This is a genomic window from Campylobacter volucris (assembly GCF_008011665.1).
In the GTDB taxonomy this organism is placed as follows: Bacteria; Campylobacterota; Campylobacteria; order Campylobacterales; family Campylobacteraceae; genus Campylobacter_D; species Campylobacter_D volucris_A.
This window is the reverse complement of record NZ_VOWJ01000013.1, coordinates 36,858-59,523: the sequence shown is the minus strand read 5'-3', so window position 1 is coordinate 59,523 and position 22,666 is coordinate 36,858. Positions and strand designations below refer to the sequence as shown.

23 protein-coding genes are annotated in these 22,666 nt (G+C 28.7%); 16 read left to right on the top strand and 7 right to left on the bottom strand.

Annotation, left to right across the window (positions count from 1 at the left end; genetic code table 11):
* Window positions 1-13 precede the first annotated feature (13 nt).
* From FPD38_RS01085 to FPD38_RS01050, 8 genes are all read left to right on the top strand, one after another.
* Window positions 14-631: a TlpA family protein disulfide reductase gene (locus tag FPD38_RS01085; RefSeq protein WP_147554956.1), complete on the top strand. Its 618-nt coding sequence runs from the start codon at window positions 14-16 to the stop codon at window positions 629-631.
* Entirely contained in the window at window positions 615-908 is a 294-nt protein-coding gene (locus FPD38_RS01080; protein ID WP_039665768.1) for an ATP-dependent Clp protease adaptor ClpS, read from the top strand. The genes FPD38_RS01085 and FPD38_RS01080 overlap by 17 nt, the downstream gene beginning before the upstream one ends.
* Window positions 905-3,034, top strand: a complete 2,130-nt coding sequence (locus tag FPD38_RS01075) for an AAA family ATPase (RefSeq protein ID WP_147554955.1) — start codon at window positions 905-907, stop codon at window positions 3,032-3,034. The genes FPD38_RS01080 and FPD38_RS01075 overlap by 4 nt, the downstream gene beginning before the upstream one ends.
* Window positions 3,009-3,650, top strand: a complete 642-nt coding sequence (aat, locus tag FPD38_RS01070) for a leucyl/phenylalanyl-tRNA--protein transferase (protein WP_147554954.1) — start codon at window positions 3,009-3,011, stop codon at window positions 3,648-3,650. The genes FPD38_RS01075 and aat overlap by 26 nt, the downstream gene beginning before the upstream one ends.
* An 89-nt stretch (window positions 3,651-3,739) precedes the next feature.
* The gene (gene flgB / locus FPD38_RS01065; RefSeq protein ID WP_147554953.1) at window positions 3,740-4,171 is read left to right on the top strand and encodes a flagellar basal body rod protein FlgB; all 432 of its coding nucleotides are present in this window, start codon (window positions 3,740-3,742) and stop codon (window positions 4,169-4,171) included.
* A gap of 10 nt (window positions 4,172-4,181) precedes the next feature.
* Window positions 4,182-4,676, top strand: coding sequence for a flagellar basal body rod protein FlgC (gene flgC / locus FPD38_RS01060; RefSeq protein ID WP_133373488.1), 495 nt, complete (start codon window positions 4,182-4,184; stop codon window positions 4,674-4,676).
* Between the two features lie 10 nt (window positions 4,677-4,686).
* On the top strand, window positions 4,687-4,977 hold the full coding sequence (gene fliE, locus FPD38_RS01055) for a flagellar hook-basal body complex protein FliE (protein ID WP_147555105.1): 291 nt from the start codon (window positions 4,687-4,689) through the stop codon (window positions 4,975-4,977).
* A 3-nt stretch (window positions 4,978-4,980) separates the two neighbouring features.
* The gene (locus tag FPD38_RS01050) at window positions 4,981-6,774 is read left to right on the top strand and encodes a peptidoglycan D,D-transpeptidase FtsI family protein (RefSeq protein WP_147554952.1); all 1,794 of its coding nucleotides are present in this window, start codon (window positions 4,981-4,983) and stop codon (window positions 6,772-6,774) included.
* On the opposite strand, the gene hemH is transcribed toward FPD38_RS01050, so the two are convergent.
* The 3 genes from hemH to FPD38_RS01035 all read right to left on the bottom strand — a co-directional run bounded on the left by hemH (window position 6,771) and on the right by FPD38_RS01035 (window position 9,701).
* On the bottom strand, window positions 6,771-7,676 hold the full coding sequence (hemH, locus tag FPD38_RS01045) for a ferrochelatase (RefSeq protein WP_147554951.1): 906 nt from the start codon (window positions 7,674-7,676) through the stop codon (window positions 6,771-6,773). The two genes, FPD38_RS01050 and hemH, sit on opposite strands and share 4 nt — an antisense overlap.
* An 80-nt stretch (window positions 7,677-7,756) precedes the next feature.
* The gene (locus tag FPD38_RS01040; protein WP_147554950.1) at window positions 7,757-8,623 is read right to left on the bottom strand and encodes a Gfo/Idh/MocA family protein; all 867 of its coding nucleotides are present in this window, start codon (window positions 8,621-8,623) and stop codon (window positions 7,757-7,759) included.
* A gap of 4 nt (window positions 8,624-8,627) precedes the next feature.
* Window positions 8,628-9,701, bottom strand: coding sequence for a DegT/DnrJ/EryC1/StrS family aminotransferase (locus tag FPD38_RS01035; RefSeq protein ID WP_147555104.1), 1,074 nt, complete (start codon window positions 9,699-9,701; stop codon window positions 8,628-8,630).
* Window positions 9,702-9,807: 106 nt separating this feature from the next.
* On the opposite strand from FPD38_RS01035, the gene alaS reads away from it, so the two are divergent.
* From alaS to FPD38_RS01005, 6 genes are all read left to right on the top strand, one after another.
* Window positions 9,808-12,345, top strand: coding sequence for an alanine--tRNA ligase (alaS, locus tag FPD38_RS01030; RefSeq protein WP_147554949.1), 2,538 nt, complete (start codon window positions 9,808-9,810; stop codon window positions 12,343-12,345).
* Window positions 12,345-12,899, top strand: a complete 555-nt coding sequence (gene maf / locus FPD38_RS01025; protein ID WP_147554948.1) for a septum formation inhibitor Maf — start codon at window positions 12,345-12,347, stop codon at window positions 12,897-12,899. The genes alaS and maf overlap by 1 nt, the downstream gene beginning before the upstream one ends.
* The gene (locus tag FPD38_RS01020; protein WP_261798268.1) at window positions 12,886-14,817 is read left to right on the top strand and encodes a transglycosylase domain-containing protein; all 1,932 of its coding nucleotides are present in this window, start codon (window positions 12,886-12,888) and stop codon (window positions 14,815-14,817) included. The genes maf and FPD38_RS01020 overlap by 14 nt, the downstream gene beginning before the upstream one ends.
* Window positions 14,818-14,898: 81 nt before the next feature.
* Window positions 14,899-15,792 (top strand): protein-methionine-sulfoxide reductase catalytic subunit MsrP, encoded by an 894-nt coding sequence (gene msrP / locus FPD38_RS01015; protein WP_147554946.1) that lies wholly within the window; start codon window positions 14,899-14,901, stop codon window positions 15,790-15,792.
* A complete protein-coding gene (locus tag FPD38_RS01010; RefSeq protein ID WP_147554945.1) occupies window positions 15,792-16,373 on the top strand; it encodes a ferric reductase-like transmembrane domain-containing protein in 582 nt (193 codons plus the stop codon). Before msrP ends, FPD38_RS01010 begins: the two co-directional genes overlap by 1 nt.
* Window positions 16,374-16,442: 69 nt before the next feature.
* Window positions 16,443-18,338, top strand: coding sequence for an NAD(P)/FAD-dependent oxidoreductase (locus FPD38_RS01005; protein ID WP_147554944.1), 1,896 nt, complete (start codon window positions 16,443-16,445; stop codon window positions 18,336-18,338).
* Here the strand turns inward: FPD38_RS01005 and FPD38_RS01000 are convergent.
* The 4 genes from FPD38_RS01000 to FPD38_RS00985 are packed head-to-tail and all read right to left on the bottom strand — an operon-like array spanning window position 18,314 to window position 21,316.
* Entirely contained in the window at window positions 18,314-20,464 is a 2,151-nt protein-coding gene (locus FPD38_RS01000; RefSeq protein WP_147554943.1) for a heavy metal translocating P-type ATPase, read from the bottom strand. The genes FPD38_RS01005 and FPD38_RS01000 overlap by 25 nt on opposite strands.
* Window positions 20,457-20,651 (bottom strand): heavy-metal-associated domain-containing protein, encoded by a 195-nt coding sequence (locus tag FPD38_RS00995; RefSeq protein WP_147554942.1) that lies wholly within the window; start codon window positions 20,649-20,651, stop codon window positions 20,457-20,459. The genes FPD38_RS01000 and FPD38_RS00995 overlap by 8 nt, the downstream gene beginning before the upstream one ends.
* A 12-nt stretch (window positions 20,652-20,663) precedes the next feature.
* A complete protein-coding gene (locus tag FPD38_RS00990) occupies window positions 20,664-20,978 on the bottom strand; it encodes a DMT family transporter (protein ID WP_039665784.1) in 315 nt (104 codons plus the stop codon).
* Window positions 20,975-21,316: a DMT family transporter gene (locus FPD38_RS00985; protein ID WP_147554941.1), complete on the bottom strand. Its 342-nt coding sequence runs from the start codon at window positions 21,314-21,316 to the stop codon at window positions 20,975-20,977. Before FPD38_RS00985 ends, FPD38_RS00990 begins: the two co-directional genes overlap by 4 nt.
* Window positions 21,317-21,458: 142 nt before the next feature.
* On the opposite strand from FPD38_RS00985, the gene FPD38_RS00980 reads away from it, so the two are divergent.
* The gene (locus FPD38_RS00980) at window positions 21,459-22,166 is read left to right on the top strand and encodes a YebC/PmpR family DNA-binding transcriptional regulator (RefSeq protein WP_147554940.1); all 708 of its coding nucleotides are present in this window, start codon (window positions 21,459-21,461) and stop codon (window positions 22,164-22,166) included.
* An 8-nt stretch (window positions 22,167-22,174) separates the two neighbouring features.
* Window positions 22,175-22,666, top strand: a complete 492-nt coding sequence (locus FPD38_RS00975; protein ID WP_039665787.1) for a peptidylprolyl isomerase — start codon at window positions 22,175-22,177, stop codon at window positions 22,664-22,666.

Below are 22,666 nucleotides of genomic sequence, written 5' to 3'. Positions count from 1 at the left end.
AAAAAGGATATTTATGAAAAAAAAGATATATTTATTTTTGATAAGCATTTTTGGTATTTTAATCAGTGCTTGTTCAAGCCAAACTACCATAGAAGATGATTTTACTTTTAAAGAATTTAAAACCGGCGAAGAAATAATTTTACAAAGTGTAAATGGCGGAGAAAAAACCTTAATTAGAACCGAAAATGGTTTTGCTATTAAAGGCGAAGAAAATAAAATTTTAATGTTTGATTTTTTTGGTACTTTTTGCACCCCTTGCCAAGAAGAAGCACCTCATCTTACTAGCCTATGGCAAAAAAATAAAGAAAATTTTACAATTATAGGCTTAAGTCATTTTGAAAATGTGAGCGATCAGGTTGTAAAAGATTTTGCGATTAATTATGGTGCATATTATTTTTTAAGCAACTCCAAAGAAAATGATAGAATCATAGCACAAGCTCTAAAAGACATCGACTATCAAAATATGGAACAACTACCATTTAAAGTAGTTTTAAAAGATGGAAAGTACCAAGATTTAACAGATTTTTGGAATAAAAACACAAAAAGTTATGTGAAGTATTATCTTGGAAAGGTTTCAAGCCAAACTATGCAAGAAGATATTGATAGGATACTCAATGAGTCTAAAAAATGAAATTTTAGAACAACAAAAATTAGCCCAACCAAAACTATTTAAAGTTTTATTGTTAAATGATGATATTACAACTATGGAATTTGTTGTGGATGTTTTAATTAATATTTTTCATCATGATTTTGAAAAAGCAAGCGCAATCATGCTAGAAATTCATCACCAAGGAAGTGGAGTTTGTGGAATTTACACAGAAGAAATTGCACTTAGCAAAAAACAACAAGTTGATATAGCAGCAAAAAATAATAACTTTCCACTCCAAACAAGGATAGAAGAACAATGAAATATCAAGAATCAATCGACTCTTTTATACCAAATGCGCGACATCTTAGCATCATCAATCGTCACGAATTTATCACTTGTGAACATTTGCTTTTTGCTCTTGTTAAGCTTAGTAGTGATTTTAAAAATGTATTAGAAGAAATTGGAGATGGGGAATTAGAAATTTTTGAAAATGAACTAAAAAGTTATTTAGCTAAAAATAATGAAGTGTTAAAAAAAGAAATTGAGCCTGTTTTTTCTATCATATTAAATAATATTTTGCAAAATTTAACACAAAAAAATCAAACTAGTGTTTTGGATTTTTTAATCGCCTTAAGCAAAGAAGAAAAAGCTTATTCTTACCATATTTTAAAAAAACACTTAATTGATAAAAATAAATTAAAAGAACTTTTGCAAAATGCTGAATTTGAAAACATAAAAACCCATACAACAGAACTTGTAGAACTAGCTAAAAAAGGCAAAATTGATCCTGTAATTGGTAGAAAATTTGAACTTGAAAGAATCATACAAATTCTAAGCAGACGCAAGAAAAATAATCCTATCTTAGTTGGTGAACCTGGCGTTGGAAAAACAGCTGTTGTAGAAGGTCTAGCTTTAGCTATTGCTCAAGAAAAAGTTCCAAATCATTTAAAAAATGCAAAAATTTACACTTTAGATATGGCTAGTTTGCTTTCTGGCACTAAATACAGAGGTGATTTTGAAAAAAGATTAAAAGATATTATCAATGAACTTGAAAAAATTCCAAACGCTATTTTATTTATAGATGAAATCCATACCATAGTTGGCACAGGAGCTAGCAACGAAAGTCATGCTGATATGTCTAATCTCTTAAAACCTGCTTTAAGTAATGGCTCTATCAAATGCATCGGAGCTACTACTTTTATAGAATATAAAAATACTTTTGATAAAAACAAAGCGCTAAGTAGAAGGTTTGCTAAAATTGATATAGATGAACCAAGCGAAGAGGAATGCTTTTTAATATTACAAGGCTTAAAAAGCAAATATGAAAATTTTCATAAAATCAAGCTTAGTGATGAAATTTTACAAATTAGCATTAAGTTAGCCAAACAATTTTTGCATGATAAATTTTTACCTGATAGTGCTATTGATTTGATAGATGAGCTTGGGGCTAGCTTTGCTTTGATTGATAAAAAAACAAAAAAAATTATTAAAACTAAAGATTTAGAAAATACCCTAGCTAGAATGACTCGCTCGCATAAAATTTATGAAAGCGATCAAGGGGTAATTTTAAAAAATTTAGAAAAAAATCTAAAAGATAATATTTTTGGTCAAGATGAAGCTATTAAAGCTTTATGTTCAGTTTTAAAGCAAAGCTATGCTGGATTAAAAGCTAAAAATACTCCTAGAGGTGTATTCTTATTTACAGGCTCTAGCGGAGTTGGGAAAACTGAACTTGCCAAGCAATTAGCGCAAAATCTAAATTTAAATCTTGAAAGATTTGATATGAGTGAATACGCTCAAAAACATGATATTAGCAAACTTATAGGAACATCTGCTGGTTATGTAGGATATGAAGATGGTGGATTATTAAGCAATAGCGTAAGAAAAAATCCTTTTAGCGTAATTCTTTTTGATGAAATTGAAAAAGCTCATCCTGACTTAACCAATACTTTTTTGCAAATTTTTGACAATGCAAGTTTAACTGATAATAGCGGTTTAAAAGCTGATTTTAAAAATACCATTATTATCATGACTTCTAATTTAGGCCTAAAAGAAACAAACGAATTAGGATTTTTAAGCAATAATCAAGAAAAAAATAATAAAGCTATTAAAGATTTTTTTACACCTGAATTTATTAATCGTATCGATAAAATCATACATTTTAATGACTTAAATGATGATATTTTAGAACAAATCGTGCAAAAAGAACTTGATTTAATATCATTCAATTTAAAAAATATTAGCATAGAAGCAGATAAAAAAGTGAAAGAATTTATTGCTGCTAAAGCCACTTCAAAAGAATTTGGAGTGAGATTATTAAAACGCATTATTGCAGATGAAATTGGTGAGAAATTAAGTGATGAAATTTTATTTGGTAAATTAAAAAATGGTGGAAAAGTTAAACTAAAACTTTCTAAAAATGCAAAAATCGAATTTATATTCTAAGCTTTTAAAAAGTCCTGATGATGCACCAGTTTTTATAAGTGATAAACTAGAGGTGGATTTTATACCTTTTGCTTATAGCTTAGGGCTTTTTCCTTGGACAAGTAATCCAGTAACATGGTGGTGTCCATCTCCTAGAATGATACTTTTACCAGATCAAATTCACATTCAAAAAAGCATAAAAAAAGCTTTAAAAAACTATAAAATCAAACTAGATCAAAATTTTTGTGATTTGATAAAACTTTGTGCTTTGAGAAAAAAAACATGGATATCAAAAGAATTTATTACAATTTACACTCAACTTTTTGAAAAAAATATCGCTCATAGCGTAGAAGTTTATGAAAATGATGATCTTATAGGTGGATTATACGGGCTTATCATAGGAAAAGTATTTTTTGGAGAAAGTATGATAAGCCTTAAAAAAGATGCTTCTAAAACTGCTTTAATTAAACTTTGTGAAATTTTAAAACCTTGTGATTTTATAATTGATTGTCAAGTTCCTAACAAGCATTTAAAATTTATGGGCGCAAAAGAAATTTGTAAAAAAGATTTTTTAAAAATTTTAGAGCAAAAAGTTACCCTTGAAAGTGGTTTTGAAAATTTCAAAAATTTACTATAAAAAGATATAATTAAACCTAAAAATGATTATATATATTTTTGGAATGTTTTTTGCTTTTATTTTTGTAAAGCTTTTAAGAAAGGAAAAATATGATAAGCCCTTTTAAATCAAAAGAACTTATTGTTGATGCACTAGCAGGAAGAAACCTAAGAAGTCAAATGATTAATTCTAACCTTGCAAATGTTGATACTCCTTTTTATAAAGCAAGAGATATTGAATTTGAAACTGCTTTAGTTAATAGAGCAAATGAAATTTTTAAGAAAAAAGATAACAAAGAGCTTGAAGTTGCTACTACTCATGAAGGTCATCAAAAGCCTTGGAAATTTCCAGATCCAAATAAATCTACTATTTATTTAAGAGATGGTCATTTAGCAAGAAATGATGCAAATACTGTTGATTTAGATGTTGAAACAACAGAAATGGGTAAAAATACAATGATGATTACAGCTTTAGATGGTGTCTTAAGAAGACAAAGTAATATTTTTTCAACCATCATTGAAACAAGTTCTAAATTAGGCTAGGAGATAAATAATGGCTTATTTAAGTGATTTTGATATTAGCGGATATGGGCTTAGCGCTCAGCGTTTTAGAATGAATGTTATTAGCTCAAATATAGCTAATGCAAATACAACTAGAACAGCAGAAGGTGGGCCTTATAGAAGAAGAGAAGTGATTTTTAAAGCAACAGATTTTAATGAAATTTTAAATAAACAAATCGAAAAAAATAATAATTTTTTAGAATATGAAAATCCTTTAAATGATCCAGATGCTCAAAAATATGCAAAACCACCTATAATGAGCGTAGTAGTAGATAAAGTTGTAAGAGATGATAAAGATTTTCGTATGAAATTTGATCCTTCTCATCCTGATGCTAATGAGCAAGGATATGTTGCTTTTCCTAATATCAACCCAGTTATTGAAATGGCTGATTTGATAGAAGCAACAAGAGCATATCAAGCAAATGTTAGTGCATTTACAAGCACTAAAACCATAGCACAAAGTGCTATAGATTTACTAAGAGGTTAAGATGAATACTATAAATAATATTAATCAATTAAATAATGTTAATAATAAATCTAATACCAATACAAACGCAAACAATATCGGAGATGAATTTTCAAAATTGTTAAAAAATTCCATCAACGATCTTAATAAAAACCAAGAAGTTGCAGAAGCAGCAATGGTAGATATAGCAACAGGTGAAGTAAAAGACTTGCATCAAGCAGCTATTGCCATTAGTAAAGCTGAATCAAGTATGAAATTTATGCTCGAAGTTAGAAATAAAGCTATAAACGCATATAAAGAAATTTCAAGAACTCAAATATAATATATGCTCCAAAACACTATTAAAAATAGAGTTTCTAAGGTTGCCTTTGCATTTTGTATGACTCTGTTTTTTATGGTTTTATTTTTACTTTCTACCTTTTTTCTTACCTCTAAACGCCATATTCCTAACACAGAAAAAGAACAATATTTATCAGCTTTAAGGGGAAATATCATTACTAGTGATAATTTTACTATTACTTCTAGTAGGCAAATTTATAGAGCCGAAATTGATTTAAGAAGCCTAAATCCTGATAAAAAAGAACTTTTTTTAAAACTGTTTCAAATTTATAGTGGTGCTAGTGATGAAGAAATGCAAGATATCAAAAAAAGAATGAATGCGAAGAAAAAAAGAAGTTATAGTTTTATACTCTTGCAAAATATTAATTCTAAAAATGCAAGCTATTTAAAAGAACTTGCTAAAAAACTTTACACGCAAGGTTATTTTAAGGCCTTTACAAATAGCAATGGTCGTGTTGAAACAAGAGGACTTGACATCATCGAGCACAAAGAAGATCGTATTTATATGCCAAAAGATTCCTTAACTCCAGTTGTGGGATACACTAGAACCTATATGGATGAAGAAAACGAAATTTTTAAAAATACAGGTATCAAGGGCTTGGAAAAATACTACAATGATTGTCTTAATCCTTTGCAAAATGCAAAAATACAAGGCTTAAAAGATATAGGTGGTAATATCATTTTAAATTTATATTCTTACGAACAACGCAAAATTAACGGCTGTGATTTATACTTAAATATATCATTAAAACTGCAAAAAAGCTTAGAAAAAGCAATCGATCAAAGAAATGAAGATCTAAAAGCAAACGAAATCATCGTTGGAATTATGGAAAGTAAAAGTGGTAAAATTCTAGCACTTGCTAGCTCAAGAAGATACGATCCTCAAAATCGCGGAAGAGATTTATCTGTATTAAATGCTAGTGCTATTGAGTATGGATATGAAGCAGGTTCAGTTATAAAGCCTTTTATATTTACTACTGCATTAATGCTTGATAAGATTAAAACTAATGAAATCATAGACACCAACAAAGGCCAATACAAACTTGGAAGATTTACCATACGCGATGATCATATTAAAAACAAAATGAGTATGGAAGAAATAATTACTTATTCATCAAACATAGGTATGATTAAAATTGCTCAAAGACTTAGTAATCTTGAAATCATTTCTGGTCTTAGAATTTTTCGCTTTGGAGAAAAAAGTGGTATAGATTTACCTTATGAGCAAAAAGGAGAAATTCCTAATCCAAAAAGACTAAGAGAGATAGAAAAATCGGTTTTAAGCTATGGTTATGGTCTCAAAACCACTTTCATACAACTTCTAGCTGCTTATAATGTTTTTAACAATGATGGAATTTATATCACGCCACAAATTGCAAATAAATTTTATCAAAATGGTAGATTGGTAAAATTAGATGAAGATATCAAAAAAGATAAAATTCTTTCAAGCAAAGCAGCTAAAGAAATGCAACAAATTCTAATTAATGTTATAGAAAAAGGCACAGGAAAAAAAGCTATCACAGAAGGTATTATCATAGGTGGAAAAACAGGAACAGCAAGGATAGCTGAAAGAAAAGGATATACTTCAAATCGCTATAATGCTTCCTTTTTTGGCTTTGCTAATGATGCAACTCATGCATATACCATAGGAGTTTTAGTAAGAAATCCTACAAAAGCTTATAGCTACTACGCGGCTCAAAGTGCTTTACCCATGTTTAAAGATACGGTAAATATTTTGATTAAAGAAAGCTATTTAAAACCTATCAAAACCCAAGATTAAATTTTTAAATAATTTAAAATAAATTCTATAAATTCATGACTATCATTTGGACAAGGAATTAATTCATAATCACATTTTGCTAAATACTTATACTCCATACCTAATTCAAAAATAGTTTCAGAACAATCTATACAAAAAGATATAGGATAAATCAAAGCTTTTGAATTTAAATTTGCTAAAACATCGCTAGTATTTGGCTCAAGCCATTTTACAGGACCAAGTTTTGATTGATAAGAAAGATAAATTTCATCAAATTTATCTTTTAATTTTTCTTTTAAAAATTCAACATGTTTTACCACATGCTTTTCATATAAATCACCTTTTTTAATGATAGAAAGCGGTAAAGAATGCGCAGAAAAGATCAAAGCCTTATAATCAAAATGGCTTTTTTTCTCCAAAATATGCTTAATAATCATTTGATTATACATATCATCATTATAAAACACATCTATTACCCTCACACTAGCTTGAATTTTTATTTTTTTTAATTCTTTTTCCATCATTTCCAAAGAAGTACTAACAGTGGTTGTAGAATGATGAGGATACAAAGGAAATAAAATTATTTCATCTTCTTGTTTGAATTTATATTTACTTAAAACATCTAAAGCAAAAGGAGGTACATATAAACTAATAAAATCGAATTTATATTCATTGCTTTTTAAATTCAATTTATCGCACAAATTTTGAGTTATTTGTGTCAAAGGCGATTTTCCTCCCATTTTTTCATAATTTTCTCTCATGGCTTTAAGTCTAGATTTTGTTATCATAAAAGCAACAAATTTTCTAAGAAGATTATTTTTAATACCTAAAATATAAGGATCATTAAACATATTTTTTAAAAAAACTTCACATTCTTCTAGCTTATTAACCCCACCCATATTTAAAAATAAAACCAATTTCATATAAAAGCCTTTTTATTTTAATAAAATCTAAAACACATCAAATTTTTAATACACTTTTTTTAATTTTATTTTGATTAAAATCAACAATTTTCTAAAATTTCTTGCACCGCATAAGCATCAGCGATAGTAGCTAAATAACTTAGTTTATCTAAGAATAAATCAAGTAAAGCCATATGTTCACCAAAAAGTGGCGTTTGGATATCAAATTTTAAAGCAACTCCATCTTTACTTAGACAAAAATTTAACAAATCTACTTCATAAAAATGATTTTTACTTATAAGTGAAATTTTTCTCAATCTTTGAGTGCTATTCCAACTTTCATGTGTACAAGCTATAGCACCACTTGCAAATTCACATAAAATCATGCTTTCATCTTCTCTTATTTTATCTTTATGAAAATATTTTAAAATATTTGCCTTTATAATTTTTTTACCACTTAAAAAATAAAATAAATCAAGATCATGCACAGCTAAATCTTGCAAAATTCCCACATCGCTAATTCTTTGTGGATAAGGTGAAAATCTTTGTATATTTATACTAACAATTTCTTCATTCGCAAGCTCTTTTTTTAAAGCTAAAACAGCAGGATTAAATCTTTCGCAAAATCCCACACTAGTTTTTACATTATATTTTTGAGCTAAATTAGAAATTTCTTTTATCTCTTGTAAATTTAATGCTAAAGGTTTTTCAATCAATACGCATTTACATTTACAAAAAACTTTTTTTGCTATTTCCAAATGCGTTTTGGTAGGAGTTGCTATAATAATAATATCATTATTTTGATTTAAAAATTGCTCTAAATCATCATAAAAAATATCTTCATAAAAACTTAAATTTGAATTCTTATGAAGATCAAAAAGTGCATTAATTTTAAAATGTTTATTTTTACCAAGCTCATTTAAATGGTTTTGACCCATTTTTCCAAGGCCTATAATACCTATTTTCATCATTTTAATCTTTAAAAAGCAAAATTACTTGTTCTTGATCTTTTTGTGTTAAAAAAGGCGAAAAAGGTAAAGATAAAATATGCTTGCTTGCATATTCTGCATTTTTAAGCTCTAAATTTGAAAACTCGCTAAAACAAGGTTGTTTATGCAAAGGAGTTGGATAATGAATAGCATAAGGAATATTTGCTTTTTCAAATTTTTCTATTATCCTAGCTCTATCTTCTACTAAAACACTATATTGAGCGTATGCACTTATAGCATTTATGTCAATTTTTGGAATTTGACAATTTTTTAAATTTATATCATAAATTTGTGCTATTTTTTGTCTTTTATCTAATTCTTCTTCTAAATGTTTTAATTTTACATTTAAAATTGCTGCTTGTAAGCAATCAAGGCGTCCGTTTATACCTATAAATTTATGCTCATAACGCTTAGTTTGCCCGTGATTGAGTAAAATTTTGATTTTTTTAGCTAATTTATCATCATGACAAAAAATCGCTCCACCATCTCCATAAGCACCCAAAGGCTTTGAAGGAAAAAAACTCGTGCAAGAAATCGGAGCAATGGAACAAGATTTTTTTCCTTTAAAGCTTCCACCAAAACTTTGTGCACCATCTTCAATTAAAACGATATTTTTTTCTTTTAAAAATTCATTTAAAGCTTTTAAATCACTCATTTGTCCAAACATACTAACTGCTATAACGGCTTTAGTTTTTGAAGTGATAGCTTTTTTTACTGCATCAAAATCAAGATTATAATTTGTTAAATTTATATCTACAAAAACAGGTTTGGCGCCTACCAAAGCCACTGCTTCAGCTGTTGCTATAAAAGTAAAACTAGGCACTATAACCTCATCATCTTTACCAATTTCTAAAGCCCTTAAAGCAAGATATAAAGCACTAGTCCCGCTCGAACATCCAATTGCGTGTTTAATACCTACATAGCTAGCCAAATTTTGCTCTAATTCTTCAAGTTTTGCCCCACCTATAAAAGAAGAACTTTGCAAAACTTCGCTAATTGCTAAATCAATTTCATTTTTATATGTATTATATTGAGTATTTAAATCTATAAAAGGAATTTGCATATTCAAACCTTATTAAAAGTAAAATGTGATTATAAGATAGCTTTACTTAATTTAAAGTATTTTTGGTATTATTTTAAACAAAAACTAACGGGATTAATTTATGGATATAAGAAAAGAATATCTAGAATTTTTTAAATCAAAAGGGCATGAAATCACTCCTAGTGCACCATTGGTACCTGACGATGCAAGTTTGCTTTTTACAAATGCTGGGATGGTGCCTTTTAAAAGTATTTTTACCGGAGAAATTCCTCGTCCAAATCCTCCAAGAAAAACAAGCTGTCAAACTTGCATACGCGCAGGTGGAAAGCATAATGATTTAGATAATGTTGGCTATACAGCAAGACACCATACTTTTTTTGAAATGCTTGGAAACTTTAGCTTTGGTGATTATTTTAAAGAACAAGCTATTGCTTATGCTTGGGAATTTGTTACACAAATTTTAAAATTACCTAAAGATAGACTTTATGTAACAGTGCATGAAAATGATGAACAAGCATATGAACTTTGGCAAAAACATATAGAAAAAGAAAGAATCTACAAATTTGGTGACAAAGATAATTTTTGGCAAATGGGAGATACTGGCCCTTGCGGACCTTGTAGTGAAATTTTTTATGATCAAGGAAGTGAGTATTTTAATTCAGATGAAGATTATATGGGTGGTGATGGAGATAGATTTTTAGAGATTTGGAATTTAGTATTTATGCAGTATGAAAGAAGTGCTGATGGAACGCTTACTTCACTACCAAAACCAAGCATTGATACGGGTATGGGGCTTGAAAGAGTTGTAGCTATAAAAGAAGGAAAATTTAGCAATTTTGATAGCTCTTTATTTATGCCTATAATCGAAGTAATTACTAAGCTTTGTGGAAAAACTTATACCTATGAAGATGGTGCAAGCTATAGAGTAATAGCTGATCATATCCGCTCAAGTGTATTTTTGCTAGCTCAAGGGGTGCGTTTTGATAAAGAAGGTAGAGGCTATGTTTTAAGAAGAATCATGAGAAGGGCTTTAAGACATGGTTATCTACTAGGATTAAAAAAGCCTTTTATGTATCAATTAGTCGATGTAGTATGCGATTTAATGGGCAATCATTACACTTATTTAAACGAAAAAAAAGATTTTATTAAAGAGCAAATTCGCCTTGAAGAAGAAAGATTTTTAAGCACCATTGAAAATGGTATTCATATTTTCAATGAAGAATTAAAAAATACTAAAGATATTTTTAGCGGAGAAGTAGCTTTTAAACTTTATGATACTTATGGTTTTCCGCTTGATTTGACTGCTGATATGTTAAGAGAAAAAAATATTAAAATAGATGAGACTGAATTTGAAAAATTAATGCAAGAGCAAAAAATAAGAGCAAAGGCTTCTTGGAAAGGCAGTGGAGATAAAGCAATTAATGGTGATTTTAAAATTTTACTTGAAAAATTTGGCACTAACATCTTTAGTGGCTATGAAAATTATGAAGAAAAAACAAAAATTTTAGCTATTTTGGATGAAAATTTTAAAATAATCACAAATGCCAAAATAGGCCAAAAAGTATGGTTAATGCTTGAAAAAACTCCATTTTATGCTACAAGTGGCGGACAAAGTGCAGATACTGGCACAATTAACAATAATGAAGTTTTAGACACTCAAAAATTCTTTGACATTAATTTATCTTTTGTCAAACTTAATCAAGATGTAAAATGTAATGATGAAGTTATTGCCTGCATTGACACTATAAAAAGAGAACAAATCGCAAGACACCATAGTGCAACACACCTTTTACACCATGCTTTAAGAGTGATTTTAGGCTCACACATTAGCCAAGCTGGATCTTTAGTAGAGCATAATAAATTGCGTTTTGATTTTACCCACACTAAAGCACTTAGCAAAGAAGAACTGCTTCAAATTCAAAACCTAGTAAATGACTATATAGCTAAAGCTAGTTTAGCTAAAACCCAATTATTAGAACTAGAAGAAGCCAAAAAAAGGGGTGCTATAGCTTTGTTTAGTGAAAAATACAGCGATAAAGTTAGGGTTTTAACTTTAGGTGAGAGCAAGGAACTATGCGGTGGCACTCATGTAAAAAATACCTCTGAAATTGGTAGTTTTTATATAGTAAAAGAAAGCGGAGTAAGTGCTGGAGTTAGAAGAATAGAAGCTGTGGTAAGCAAAGCTGCGCTTACATATGTAAATTCTATTTTTGAAGAATTCAATAAAATCAAAGAAGAATTAAAAACTAATGATGTATTGAACGCTTTTAATAAATTAAAAAATGAAAATTTAAATTTAAAAAATGAATTAAAAAATTCAAACAAACTAGATTTAAAACATGAAATAATCAATAATATAGCAGTTTGCATTATGCAAATTCAAAATAAAGATTTAAAAAATTTAGTGGATGAATTTAAAAACAAATTTGACAAGTGTGTGATTTTACTCTTGCAAGAAAAAGATTTTAAAGTGCAAATTGTAGCTGGGGTTAAAAATGCTCCTATTAAAGCTGGAGCGTTAGTAAAAGAAATTGCTACCATATTAGATGGAAACGGTGGAGGTAGAGATGATTTTGCCACTGCTGGAGGTAAAAACATAAGTAAAATTAACGAAGCTTTAGAATATGCTCAAAAAATTATCAATGAGAGTTTAAATTAATGTTATATCTAGCTTCAAGCTCTAGCTCAAGAGCAAAATTACTCAAAGAAGCCAATATAAATTTTAAACAAATCTTTTTTGATTATAATGAAAAAGGCGTGCAAGATAAAAATCCTTTTTCATATGTTCAAAAAGTAGTTTTTGAGAAAGAAAAACAATTTTTAGAAAAACACTATGAATTTAAAAATATTTTATTTGCTGATAGTATAGTTTGTGTTGAAAATGAAATTTTTACTAAAGCTACAAATGATGAGGAAGCTTTAAAAATGCTAAAATTTCAAAGCGGCAAAACCATTAGCGTTTTAAGTGCTATGATTCTTATTTTAGATAATAAAAGACTTATAAATTTAAGCAAAAGCGATTTAATACTAAAGCATTTTGATGAAAAAGATTTACAATCATATATTGACTCAAAACTTTATCAAAATAAAGCAGGAGCTGTGATGAGCGAAGGATTTCACAAAAAATATATCAAAAAAATCATAGGAAACCAAAGCACTATCTTAGGTTTAAACATCGAAATTTTGAAAGCATTTCATGATAAAAATATTTAAAATTTTTATTTCTTTTTGTGTAGTTTGCACTATAGGAATTTTTATTTTTATTGCATATTTATTTTCTGATTCTGATTTAAATCAATACACTTTTAAAGATTACAAACCACCTCTTACTACTCAAATTTTTGATAGAAATGGTAAGTTAGTAGCAAATGTTTTTGATGAACATCGTTTTTATGTAAATTATGAAGAACTGCCTCCAAGATTAATAGAAGCTTTGGTTGCCATAGAAGATACTAGTTTTTTTGAGCATGATGGAGTAAATTTTGATGCTATTTTTAGAGCGATTATAAAAATTGTAAAAAGTGGTGGAAAGACTATGGAAGGAGCTTCTACACTTACTCAACAATTTATAAAAAATACAGAATTAACCCCTGAAAGAACATTAAGTAGAAAATTAAAAGAGGCTTTACTTGCATACAAAATAGAAAATACTTTAAGTAAAGAACAAATTTTAGAAAGATATTTAAATTTCATCTTTTTTGGACATGGATATTATGGAGTAAAAACTGCTGCTTTGGGATATTTTAGAAAAGATTTAGATGAGTTGAGCTTAAAAGAAATAGCTATATTAGTAGGAATGCCAAAAGCTCCTAGCACATATGATCCTACTAGACATTTAGATTTATCTTTAGCAAGAGCAAATAGTGTTATCCAAAGAATGTACAATCTTGGTTGGATTAGCCAAGAAGAATACATAAATGCATTAAATGAAGTTCCAAAAGTTTATGATGATACTTTAACTCAAAATGTAGCCCCTTATGTAACACAAGAGGTTTTAAAACAATTAAGTGGCATTAAAGATCTTAAAAGTGGTGGTTATAAAATCGAACTAGCCATAGATCTTGAGGTGCAAAATATCGCTAGAGAATCTTTAAAATTTGGTTATGATGAGATAGTTAAAAGAGATAAAGATGCAAATTTAAGCACGCTAAATGGGGCTATGATAGTTGCAAATCATCAAACAGGAGATATTTTAGCCTTACTTGGTGGTGTAAATTATGCAAAAAGTAATTTCAATCGTGCAACTCAAAGCTTAAGACAACCTGGAAGCTCATTTAAACCATTTTTATATCAAATAGCTATAGATTTAGGTTATTCTCCAATGAGTAAGGTAGCAGATATTTCAAGAATTTTTGAAAGTACTGATAAAAATGAAAAAAACTGGAAACCAAAAAATTATGGAGGAAATTTCCAAGGATTAATCACGCTAAAAGAAGCTTTAACTGGCTCAAGAAACCTAGCAACTATCAATCTTGCTTTATCGCTTGGGCTTGATGTAATACATGAAAAATTAAACAATATGGGGTTTAAAAACATCCCTATTGACTTATCTATTGTACTTGGAAGTTTTGGAATTTCAATTTATGATTATGCAAAATTATATACAGTATTTGGAAATTACGGGGTGCAAAAAGACTTAATACTCATTAAAAAAGTGCTTGATAAAAATGGAAATATAGTTGTAGAATTTAATTCTGGCGAAAGAAGAGTTAGTGATGAAACTCAAGCTTTTTTAGTTAATGATATGATGCAAAATGTCGTAAAAAATGGCACAGGTAAAAATGCAAAAGTAGAAGATATAGAAATAGCGGGCAAAACAGGAACTTCAAACAAAAGCATAGATGCTTGGTTTTGCGGATTAACTCCAGAAATTGAAGTGATTATTTGGTATGGTAATGATGATAATAAACCTATGAGGCAAATAGAAGGAGGAGCTAGGACCGCAGCTCCTGTGTTTAAAGATTTTTTAACCAAATACTTAGAGCTTTATCCTGATAGTGCTAGAAAATTTAGGATTCCAAATGGAGTTTATCAAGGATTTTTTGAAAAAAACAAAGAATATTATACCAATACATCTCCTTTTCCTAGACAAAACCCTATACTTATTGAAAATAACGATATAATTTTTTAAGATATTTTTTATAAAATAATAAAAATTATTTTTTGTTTTCCTTTATATGTTTTAATTTTACAAATCATATAAAGGAAAAGCATGAATATTACCCATGAAAATTTATATAACAATAGACGCCATTTTTTAAAGCTTGGCGTAGGAGCACTTATTGGAACAAGTGTGATACAATCAAAACTAATGGCTTTAAATTTTACCCCTAGTGACAATATGCAAAATTTAAAAATAAGCGATGAAAAAGTTGCAACTAATTATGTAAATTTTTATGAATTTTCTACTGATAAAAAAAGAGCAGTTGAACTTGCTAGAAATTTCAATACTAATGGTTGGAAAATAGAAATAAGCGGAGAAGTAGAAGAGCCAATAACCTTAACAATGCAAAATTTATTGTCTCTTCCTTTAGAAGAAAGAGTATATAGATTTCGCTGTGTTGAGACTTGGTCTATGGTGGTGCCTTGGGTTGGTTTTGAACTGAGAGCTTTAATAGAAAAATGTAAAGTAAAAAGTAGCGCAAAATTTGTTAAATTTACTACACTTTTTGATAAAGATCAATTTCCAGATCAAGCTTCATTTTTTCCTACTATTGATTACCCTTATGTGGAGGGCTTAAGAATGGATGAAGCTATGCACCCTTTAACCTTAATGGCTGTTGGTATGTATAAAAAGCCTTTATTGGGACAAAATGGGGCTCCAATTCGCTTAGTAGTGCCTTGGAAATATGGCTTTAAGAGTATTAAGTCTATCGCTAAAATCGAATTTGTCAAAGATCAACCAAAAAGCACTTGGGAACTAGCCAATCCTAGAGAATATGGTTTTTATGCTAATGTAAATCCGGAAGTTTCTCACCCAAGATGGTCTCAAGCAAACGAGCGTCCTTTGGGAGAATTTTTTACTAAACCCACTTTAATGTTTAATGGTTATGGTAAAGAAGTGGCATATTTATATAAAGATATGGATCTAAAGGCCAATTTTTAATGAAAACAAAATTCGCAAATTTAAGCACTTTAATTTTATTTATCTTAAGCATTGCTTTTAGTATCTATCAACTTTTAAATGAATTTGATATAGTTAAGGCTGTATATTTTTATAGTGGTATATTTGCTTTAACTTTTTTTGCCACAAGTTTGTTTTTTTCTTTATTTAAATTTAAAATCACTAAAGATTTTCCAAAATTTTTAGGTTTTTACACCTTTTTTTGGGCATTAATTCATTTTTTAAATTATTTCATTTTTACAAAAAATTTTAATTTCTTTGTATTTTTAAAAGATACTTTTAGCAAAAATTTAGAATTTAGCGGATTTTTAGCATTTTTCATATTAATTTTAATGTTTATTAGCTCTTTTAAAAAATTTAGAAAAATTACTAAGATAAGAAAACTAGGATATGTTTGCTTTATAATTAGTTCATGGCATTATTTTATATCTGCTAAAGTTCCACAACTTCCACATTTTACTTTTATTTTAATTGCTTGTTTGTTTTTATTGCTCAAAATATTTAAATTTCTTAAAAAGAGAAAAAAAGTAACCTTTTTTATAAAATCACCTCAAACAAAATAAACATTAAGATTGAGATAATTATCTTTTCCTTAAAATAAGATTTAAATTATCTTATTTTAAGGAAATTTTATGCAAAGAAGAGATTTTTTAAACGGAATGGCATTAACCATACTTGCTGGTATGACTCCTTTGCAAGTACTCTATGGAAAAGATGCAAAAGTCGAAGATTTTACCAAAGAATACTATCCACCAAAATGGCTTGGATTAAGAGGTAGCAATAATGCAAGTTATGAATTTGCTCATATGTTAAGAGATGGGCACAAATTTGATTTTAGCTCGTTAAAACCAAAACAAGAATATGATTTAGTTGTAGTTGGAGCTGGCATTAGCGGTTTAGCAGCTGCCTGTTTTTATCAAAATAAATTTGGTAAAAATAAAAAGATTTTAATTCTTGACAATCATGATGATTTTGGTGGACACGCTAGAAGAAATGAAATAGAACTTGAAGATGGAACAATTTTAAGCTATGGTGGAAGCGAATCGTTTCAATCTCCAAAAGCTTTATATTCTAAAGAAGTGGTTGATTTATTATCTTCTTTAGGAGTAAATATTGATGATCTTGCAAAGCGTTTTGATGTGAATTTTTATCCTGATTTAAATTTGAGTAGAGGTGTGTATTTTTCTAAAGCTGAATTTGGAGTAGATAAAGTAGTAAGTGGAAATCCTAGAAAAGTAATTTGTGATGATATTCCCGAAAGCAAAAGCAACGGAAGAAGCATAGAAGCTTTTATAGGAGATTTTCCGCTTAGTAAAAAAGATAAAAAAGATCTAATTGCATTATTTAAAAGCGAAAAAGATTATTTAAAAGGTATGAATAAAGAACAAAGAGAAGAGTATGTTGCTAAAACTAGTTACAAAGACTTTTTAAAAGACAAAGTAAAACTTTCACCTCAAGCTATTAAATTTTTTGAAGGAATGACAGATGATTTTCTAGCTTTAGGTATAGATGCTACTTCATGCGAAGATGCTAGAATTTCTTTCTTACCAGGATTTGATAAACTTGGACTTGATCCTATAGAAGGTGAAGCTTTGGCTGAAATGGAAGAACCATATATTTATCATTGTGCTGATGGAAATGCCACGGTTGCAAGATTAATGGTAAAAAGATTAATCCCTGAAGTTTCTTCTAAAGGTAAAGATATGGATGATATTACCTTAGCTCATTTTGATTATTCTAAACTTGATTTACCTAAAAATAAAGTCAGATTAAGATTAAATAGTACAGTCGTCAATGTAGAAAATACTAAAGATGGAGCTTTAGTAACTTACATCAATAAAGGTAAAAGCTACAGAGTCAAAGCTAAAAAAGTTGTCATGGCAAATTACAACAGCATGATACCTTACATCATCCCTACTCTACCTAATGAACAAAAAGAAGCTTTAAGCAAAAATGTCAAAACTTCTCTTTTGCATACTAAAGTTATAGTTAGCAATTGGGAGCCTTTTATAAAGCTTGGCGTTCATGAAATTTACTCTCCAAAAATGCCTTATGCAAGAACAAAACTAGACTATCCAGTAGATATGGGCGGATACCATCACCCAAGAGATCCTAAAAAACCAATTTGCATTCATATGGTATGTTCACCATTGGCATTTGCTAATATACAAGGAATAGATCTAAATGGTATGGATGCAAGAGATAGAGCTAGAGTTGGGAGAAATTTACTATATGCAATGAGTTTTGATGAACATGAAAAAATCATACGCGATCAGCTTCAAGGTATGCTAGGCTCAGCAGGATTTGATCATGAAAAAGATATTAAAGCTATCGTTGTAAATCGTTGGGGACATTGCTACTCATATACAGAAAATTCTCTTTATGATGATAGCAATGAAGCGCAAAAAACTATAGAACTTGCAAGGAAACCTTTTAAAAATATCGTTATAGCGAATTCAGACTCTGATTGGTCTGCTTATATGCATTCTGCTATTGATCAAGCTCATCGTGCTGTTAATGAATTATGATATTTTAAACTCCTTAATCTTAAGGAGTTTAAAACTACTGCTATAGAACTACAACTCATTGCCAAAGCTGCTAAATGAGGGCTTAAGCTAATCCAAGGCACAAAACCTGCTGCTATGGGAATACATAAACCATTATAAACAAAAGCCCAAAATAAATTTAGTTTTATAATTTTTTTAGTTTTTTTAGCTAATTTAAAACAATAATCAATTAACATCAAATCATCTTTAATCAAAATAAAATCACCACTTTTTTTAGCCAAATCACTCGCTTTAGAAAAACTTATACTCACACTGGCTAAATTTAAAGCAGGAGCATCATTGATCCCATCTCCGACAAAAAGTACTTTTTCTTTATGCATTTTTGATTTAATAAATTCAAATTTTTCTTCTGGTTTAAGAACAGCATAAAATTCAGTAATATTAAGATTTTTAGCTATTTTAGCAACACTTTCTTGATTGTCTCCACTTAAAATAATACTTTTTATATTTTTATTGGTTAAATTTTGTATTAATTTTTTAGCTTGAGGTTTTAACTCATTTTTAAAACAAACCCCACCTAAGCAAACTCTATTTTTTATGAAATAAATAGTCGTTGGAGCTATTTGTTTAAATTGATCTAAAAAAAAATTACTCTTAGCGATATTAATATTTAATTGATTGCAAAATGATTCATTAACTATAAAATATTCATCATTTTTATCCTTATATGCAATACCACTTCCGACCATTACTTCAATCTCACCTAATAAATCTTCTTTAGTGTCTAAATTTTTCACCAAAGCTTTAGCTATAGGATGAGAGCTAAATTTTTCAATTTGAACTAATTTTTTAAAATCTTCTTCACTTAAATCATATTTATAAACACTAAGTTCATCTTCACTTAAAGTGCCTGTTTTGTCAAAAATAGCTAGTTTAATGTCTGATAAATTTTCTAAAACTGCTGGATTTTTTATTAAAATGAAATTTTTAGCACCATTTGATAATGCACTTACTATTGCTATAGGCGTTGCAAGTCCTAAAGCACAAGGACAAGAGATTAAAAGTGTAGCGCAAGCATGCAAAAAGGCCAAATTTAATCCTTCTTTAAAATACCAAAAGCAAAAAACACCCATAGCAAGTAAAATAATAAAACCCACAAAATATGCTGAAATGATATTAGCTAAATTTGCCAAAGGTGTTTTTATATTGCCTGCTTTAAAAACCAAATCTTTAATTTGCTCTAGCGAACTTTCTATGGATTTTTTACTCGCTTTGATTTTTAAATTTCCATTTATCAAAACACTCCCGGCTAAAATTTCATCTCCTTCTTGTTTTAAAAGAGGTAAAAATTCACCCGTTAAAAAGCTAACATCTACCTCAGCTTTACCATTAAGCACTACACCATCAGCAACAACACTCTCTCCTTCTTTAACTAACATCACATCATCCTTTTTCACAAAAGAACTAGAAATTTCTTTAATACTACCATCATCACAAATTACATTAGCGTATTTAATATCTATATTTTTTAATTGATCATGATATGCCAAAGATTTTAATTTAGCTTTTTCTTCTAAATATTTGCCTAAAAGTATAAAACTTATAATCATACTTCCACTGCTAAAATATAAATACCCATCCTTATTAAACACATCAAAATAAACCAATAAAGAATACACAAAAGACACCAAAGCACCCAAAGAAACCAAGGTATTCATATCTAAATTTTTACAAAACAATCCTTTTATAGCATGAGCAAAAAAACTTTCACCACAATAAAAAATTCCAACAAAAGATAAAACTAGTTGGATTAAATTCGAAATTTGTCCTTGCGCAAACATTTCAAAATACATCACAATAATGCTTAATGCTATACTAAGCAAAAGATTGTTTTTAAGTTTTTTTAATTCTTGTATTTTGTGTAATTTTAAATTTTGCTCATCTTCTAAAATTTCAAAACCTAAAGTTGTAATTTTTTCTTTGATTTTTTCTATACTTTTATCATCTTTTAGCAAAAAAACACCACTTGAATTCACATAAGAAACGCTTACATCTTCAACACCATCGATTTTAGAACACACTTTTTCAATTGCATTAGAGCAATTTACACAAGTCATTTTAGCTATTTTGAGTTTTAATTCAATCATTTTCTATTATTTCAAAACCTAAATCTTTTAAATCATCTTTAAATTTTTGAATTTGATTAGGATTTAAATCAATATCAATTGTTTTACTTTCTACATCTATACTCATAATACCATATTCATCTTCTAATGAAGCTTTGATTAAATTTACACAACTTTCACAATTAATATTTTTTGTTTTTATTTGCATTAATTATCCTTTTTAAGAATTTAAAAGTACCACTGCGATTAAAACCACAACAATACCAGCTAAACCAATTTTATTTAATTTTTCCTTATAAAAAATCCAACCACCAAGACAAGTTCCTATAATTCCAACAGCACCCCAAGTAGAATATGCAATACTTAATGGAACATATTCTAAACTAAAAGAAAGCATAAAAAAAGCTAAAATTGCACAAAAAATCGCTCCAAATCCCCATTTTTTATGCTTGAAACTTTCAGATTTTTTTAGCAATAAATTTGCCACTATATCAAGTATGGCTGATAAAATAATTACTATTAAATATAATTTCATTCTTCTTTTACCTCGCCTAAATTAATCATTACAATTCCAATTATCGATAAAATAATTCCTAAAATTTGTAAATTAGTTAAATTTTCTTCAAACAACACAAAAGAAACCAAAAGAATCAATATCATCCCTAAAAGTTCCCATACCGCATAAGCAATACCAATTTGAATTTTTTTAATTGCAAGCCCCATAAGAAAATAAGAAAAAGCAATAAATAAAGCCATGAAAAAATAACCAAAAAGCTTATTTTCTATTTTTAAAAAACTAGTTCCTATAACTTCAAAAACAATAGCACCAATTAAAAAAAACCATGCAATCAAAACTTCTTTTTTTACACTCATAATTTTCCTTAGATTTTTGAATTTTATATTGTGAGAGATAAATTTTAAGAGTTGTTTATTCTATCTAAGAAATCTTTAAAATCAAATTTAGACTTCTTAGTTTATACTTTTGTGCTAAAAATTATTTAGAAAGAGAGATTTTATGGGAAGAGCGTTTGAATATCGCAGAGCCTCAAAAGAAGCAAGATGGGATAAAATGAGCAAACTTTTTCCAAAACTTGCTAAAGCCATACAAGTAGCCGCTAAAGAAGGTGGAATTGATCCTGATATGAATCCAAAACTAAGAAGCGCCATAGCTACAGCCAAGGCTAATAATATGCCAAAAGATAATATCGATGCAGCTATAAAAAGAGCAAGTGGAAAAGATAGTGCTGATATTAAAAACATACACTATGAAGGAAAAGCAGCACATGGAGCTTTGATTATAGTTGAATGCATGAGTGATAATCCTACTCGCACAGTAGCAAATGTAAAAGCTATTTTTAGTAAAAATGGTGGAGAAATTTTACAAAATGGTTCTTTGACATTTATGTTTTCACACAAAGCTGTGTTTCATCTTGAAAAGACTGATACAGATTTAGAAGAACTTGAATTGGATTTAATCGATGCTGGACTTGAAGAATTAGAGCAAAACGAAGAAGAATTGTTAATCATAGGAGACTATACTGCTTTTGGTGAACTTAGTAATGCTATAGAAAAAAAAGGTTTAATACTTAAAAAAGCAGGACTTGAGTATATCGCAAATAATCCTGTAAACTTTAATGAAGAACAATTAAACGATATAGAAAAATTACTTGATAAATTAGAAGATGATGATGATGTTCAAGCAGTTTATACAAATATAGAATAGGAGAAAACATGCTTAAAAAAATCGACACTAAAAATGCTAAAAAATACAATTTTGCCATTATTAGCACTGACAAAGGCGATATGACTTTAAAATTATTTCCTAATGAAGCTCCACAAACCGTGTGTAATTTTGCAAATTTAGCAAATGATGGTTTTTACGATGATTTGATTTTTCATCGCGTGATTGCAGATTTTGTTATACAAGGAGGCTGTCCTCATGGCATAGGCTCGGGTGGACCTGGATATGAAATAGAATGTGAATGCGATGATCAAAAACACAAACACTTAAGAGGAACTTTATCTATGGCTCATGCTGGTAAAGATACGGGCGGATCGCAATTTTTCATTTGTCATAGCCCTCAACCTCATTTAGATGGAGTTCATACCATCTTTGGACAAATTGATGAAAATGACAAAGAAAGCTTAGAAGTTTTAGATAGTATCAGAGAAAATGATAAAATCAAAACTATAAAAATTTTAGAAAAACTCGAAGAAAAATAA

Coding starts and splice junctions, on each gene's coding strand:
- FPD38_RS01085 (WP_147554956.1), top strand. CDS start 14: ATGAAAAAAAAGATATATTTATTTTTGATAAGCATTTTTGGTATTTTA.
- FPD38_RS01080 (WP_039665768.1), top strand. CDS start 615: ATGAGTCTAAAAAATGAAATTTTAGAACAACAAAAATTAGCCCAACCA.
- FPD38_RS01075 (WP_147554955.1), top strand. CDS start 905: ATGAAATATCAAGAATCAATCGACTCTTTTATACCAAATGCGCGACAT.
- aat (WP_147554954.1), top strand. CDS start 3,009: ATGCAAAAATCGAATTTATATTCTAAGCTTTTAAAAAGTCCTGATGAT.
- flgB (WP_147554953.1), top strand. CDS start 3,740: ATGATAAGCCCTTTTAAATCAAAAGAACTTATTGTTGATGCACTAGCA.
- flgC (WP_133373488.1), top strand. CDS start 4,182: ATGGCTTATTTAAGTGATTTTGATATTAGCGGATATGGGCTTAGCGCT.
- FPD38_RS01050 (WP_147554952.1), top strand. CDS start 4,981: ATGCTCCAAAACACTATTAAAAATAGAGTTTCTAAGGTTGCCTTTGCA.
- hemH (WP_147554951.1), bottom strand. CDS start 7,676: ATGAAATTGGTTTTATTTTTAAATATGGGTGGGGTTAATAAGCTAGAA.
- FPD38_RS01040 (WP_147554950.1), bottom strand. CDS start 8,623: ATGAAAATAGGTATTATAGGCCTTGGAAAAATGGGTCAAAACCATTTA.
- alaS (WP_147554949.1), top strand. CDS start 9,808: ATGGATATAAGAAAAGAATATCTAGAATTTTTTAAATCAAAAGGGCAT.
- maf (WP_147554948.1), top strand. CDS start 12,345: ATGTTATATCTAGCTTCAAGCTCTAGCTCAAGAGCAAAATTACTCAAA.
- msrP (WP_147554946.1), top strand. CDS start 14,899: ATGAATATTACCCATGAAAATTTATATAACAATAGACGCCATTTTTTA.
- FPD38_RS01010 (WP_147554945.1), top strand. CDS start 15,792: ATGAAAACAAAATTCGCAAATTTAAGCACTTTAATTTTATTTATCTTA.
- FPD38_RS01005 (WP_147554944.1), top strand. CDS start 16,443: ATGCAAAGAAGAGATTTTTTAAACGGAATGGCATTAACCATACTTGCT.
- FPD38_RS01000 (WP_147554943.1), bottom strand. CDS start 20,464: ATGATTGAATTAAAACTCAAAATAGCTAAAATGACTTGTGTAAATTGC.
- FPD38_RS00995 (WP_147554942.1), bottom strand. CDS start 20,651: ATGCAAATAAAAACAAAAAATATTAATTGTGAAAGTTGTGTAAATTTA.
- FPD38_RS00990 (WP_039665784.1), bottom strand. CDS start 20,978: ATGAAATTATATTTAATAGTAATTATTTTATCAGCCATACTTGATATA.
- FPD38_RS00985 (WP_147554941.1), bottom strand. CDS start 21,316: ATGAGTGTAAAAAAAGAAGTTTTGATTGCATGGTTTTTTTTAATTGGT.
- FPD38_RS00980 (WP_147554940.1), top strand. CDS start 21,459: ATGGGAAGAGCGTTTGAATATCGCAGAGCCTCAAAAGAAGCAAGATGG.
- FPD38_RS00975 (WP_039665787.1), top strand. CDS start 22,175: ATGCTTAAAAAAATCGACACTAAAAATGCTAAAAAATACAATTTTGCC.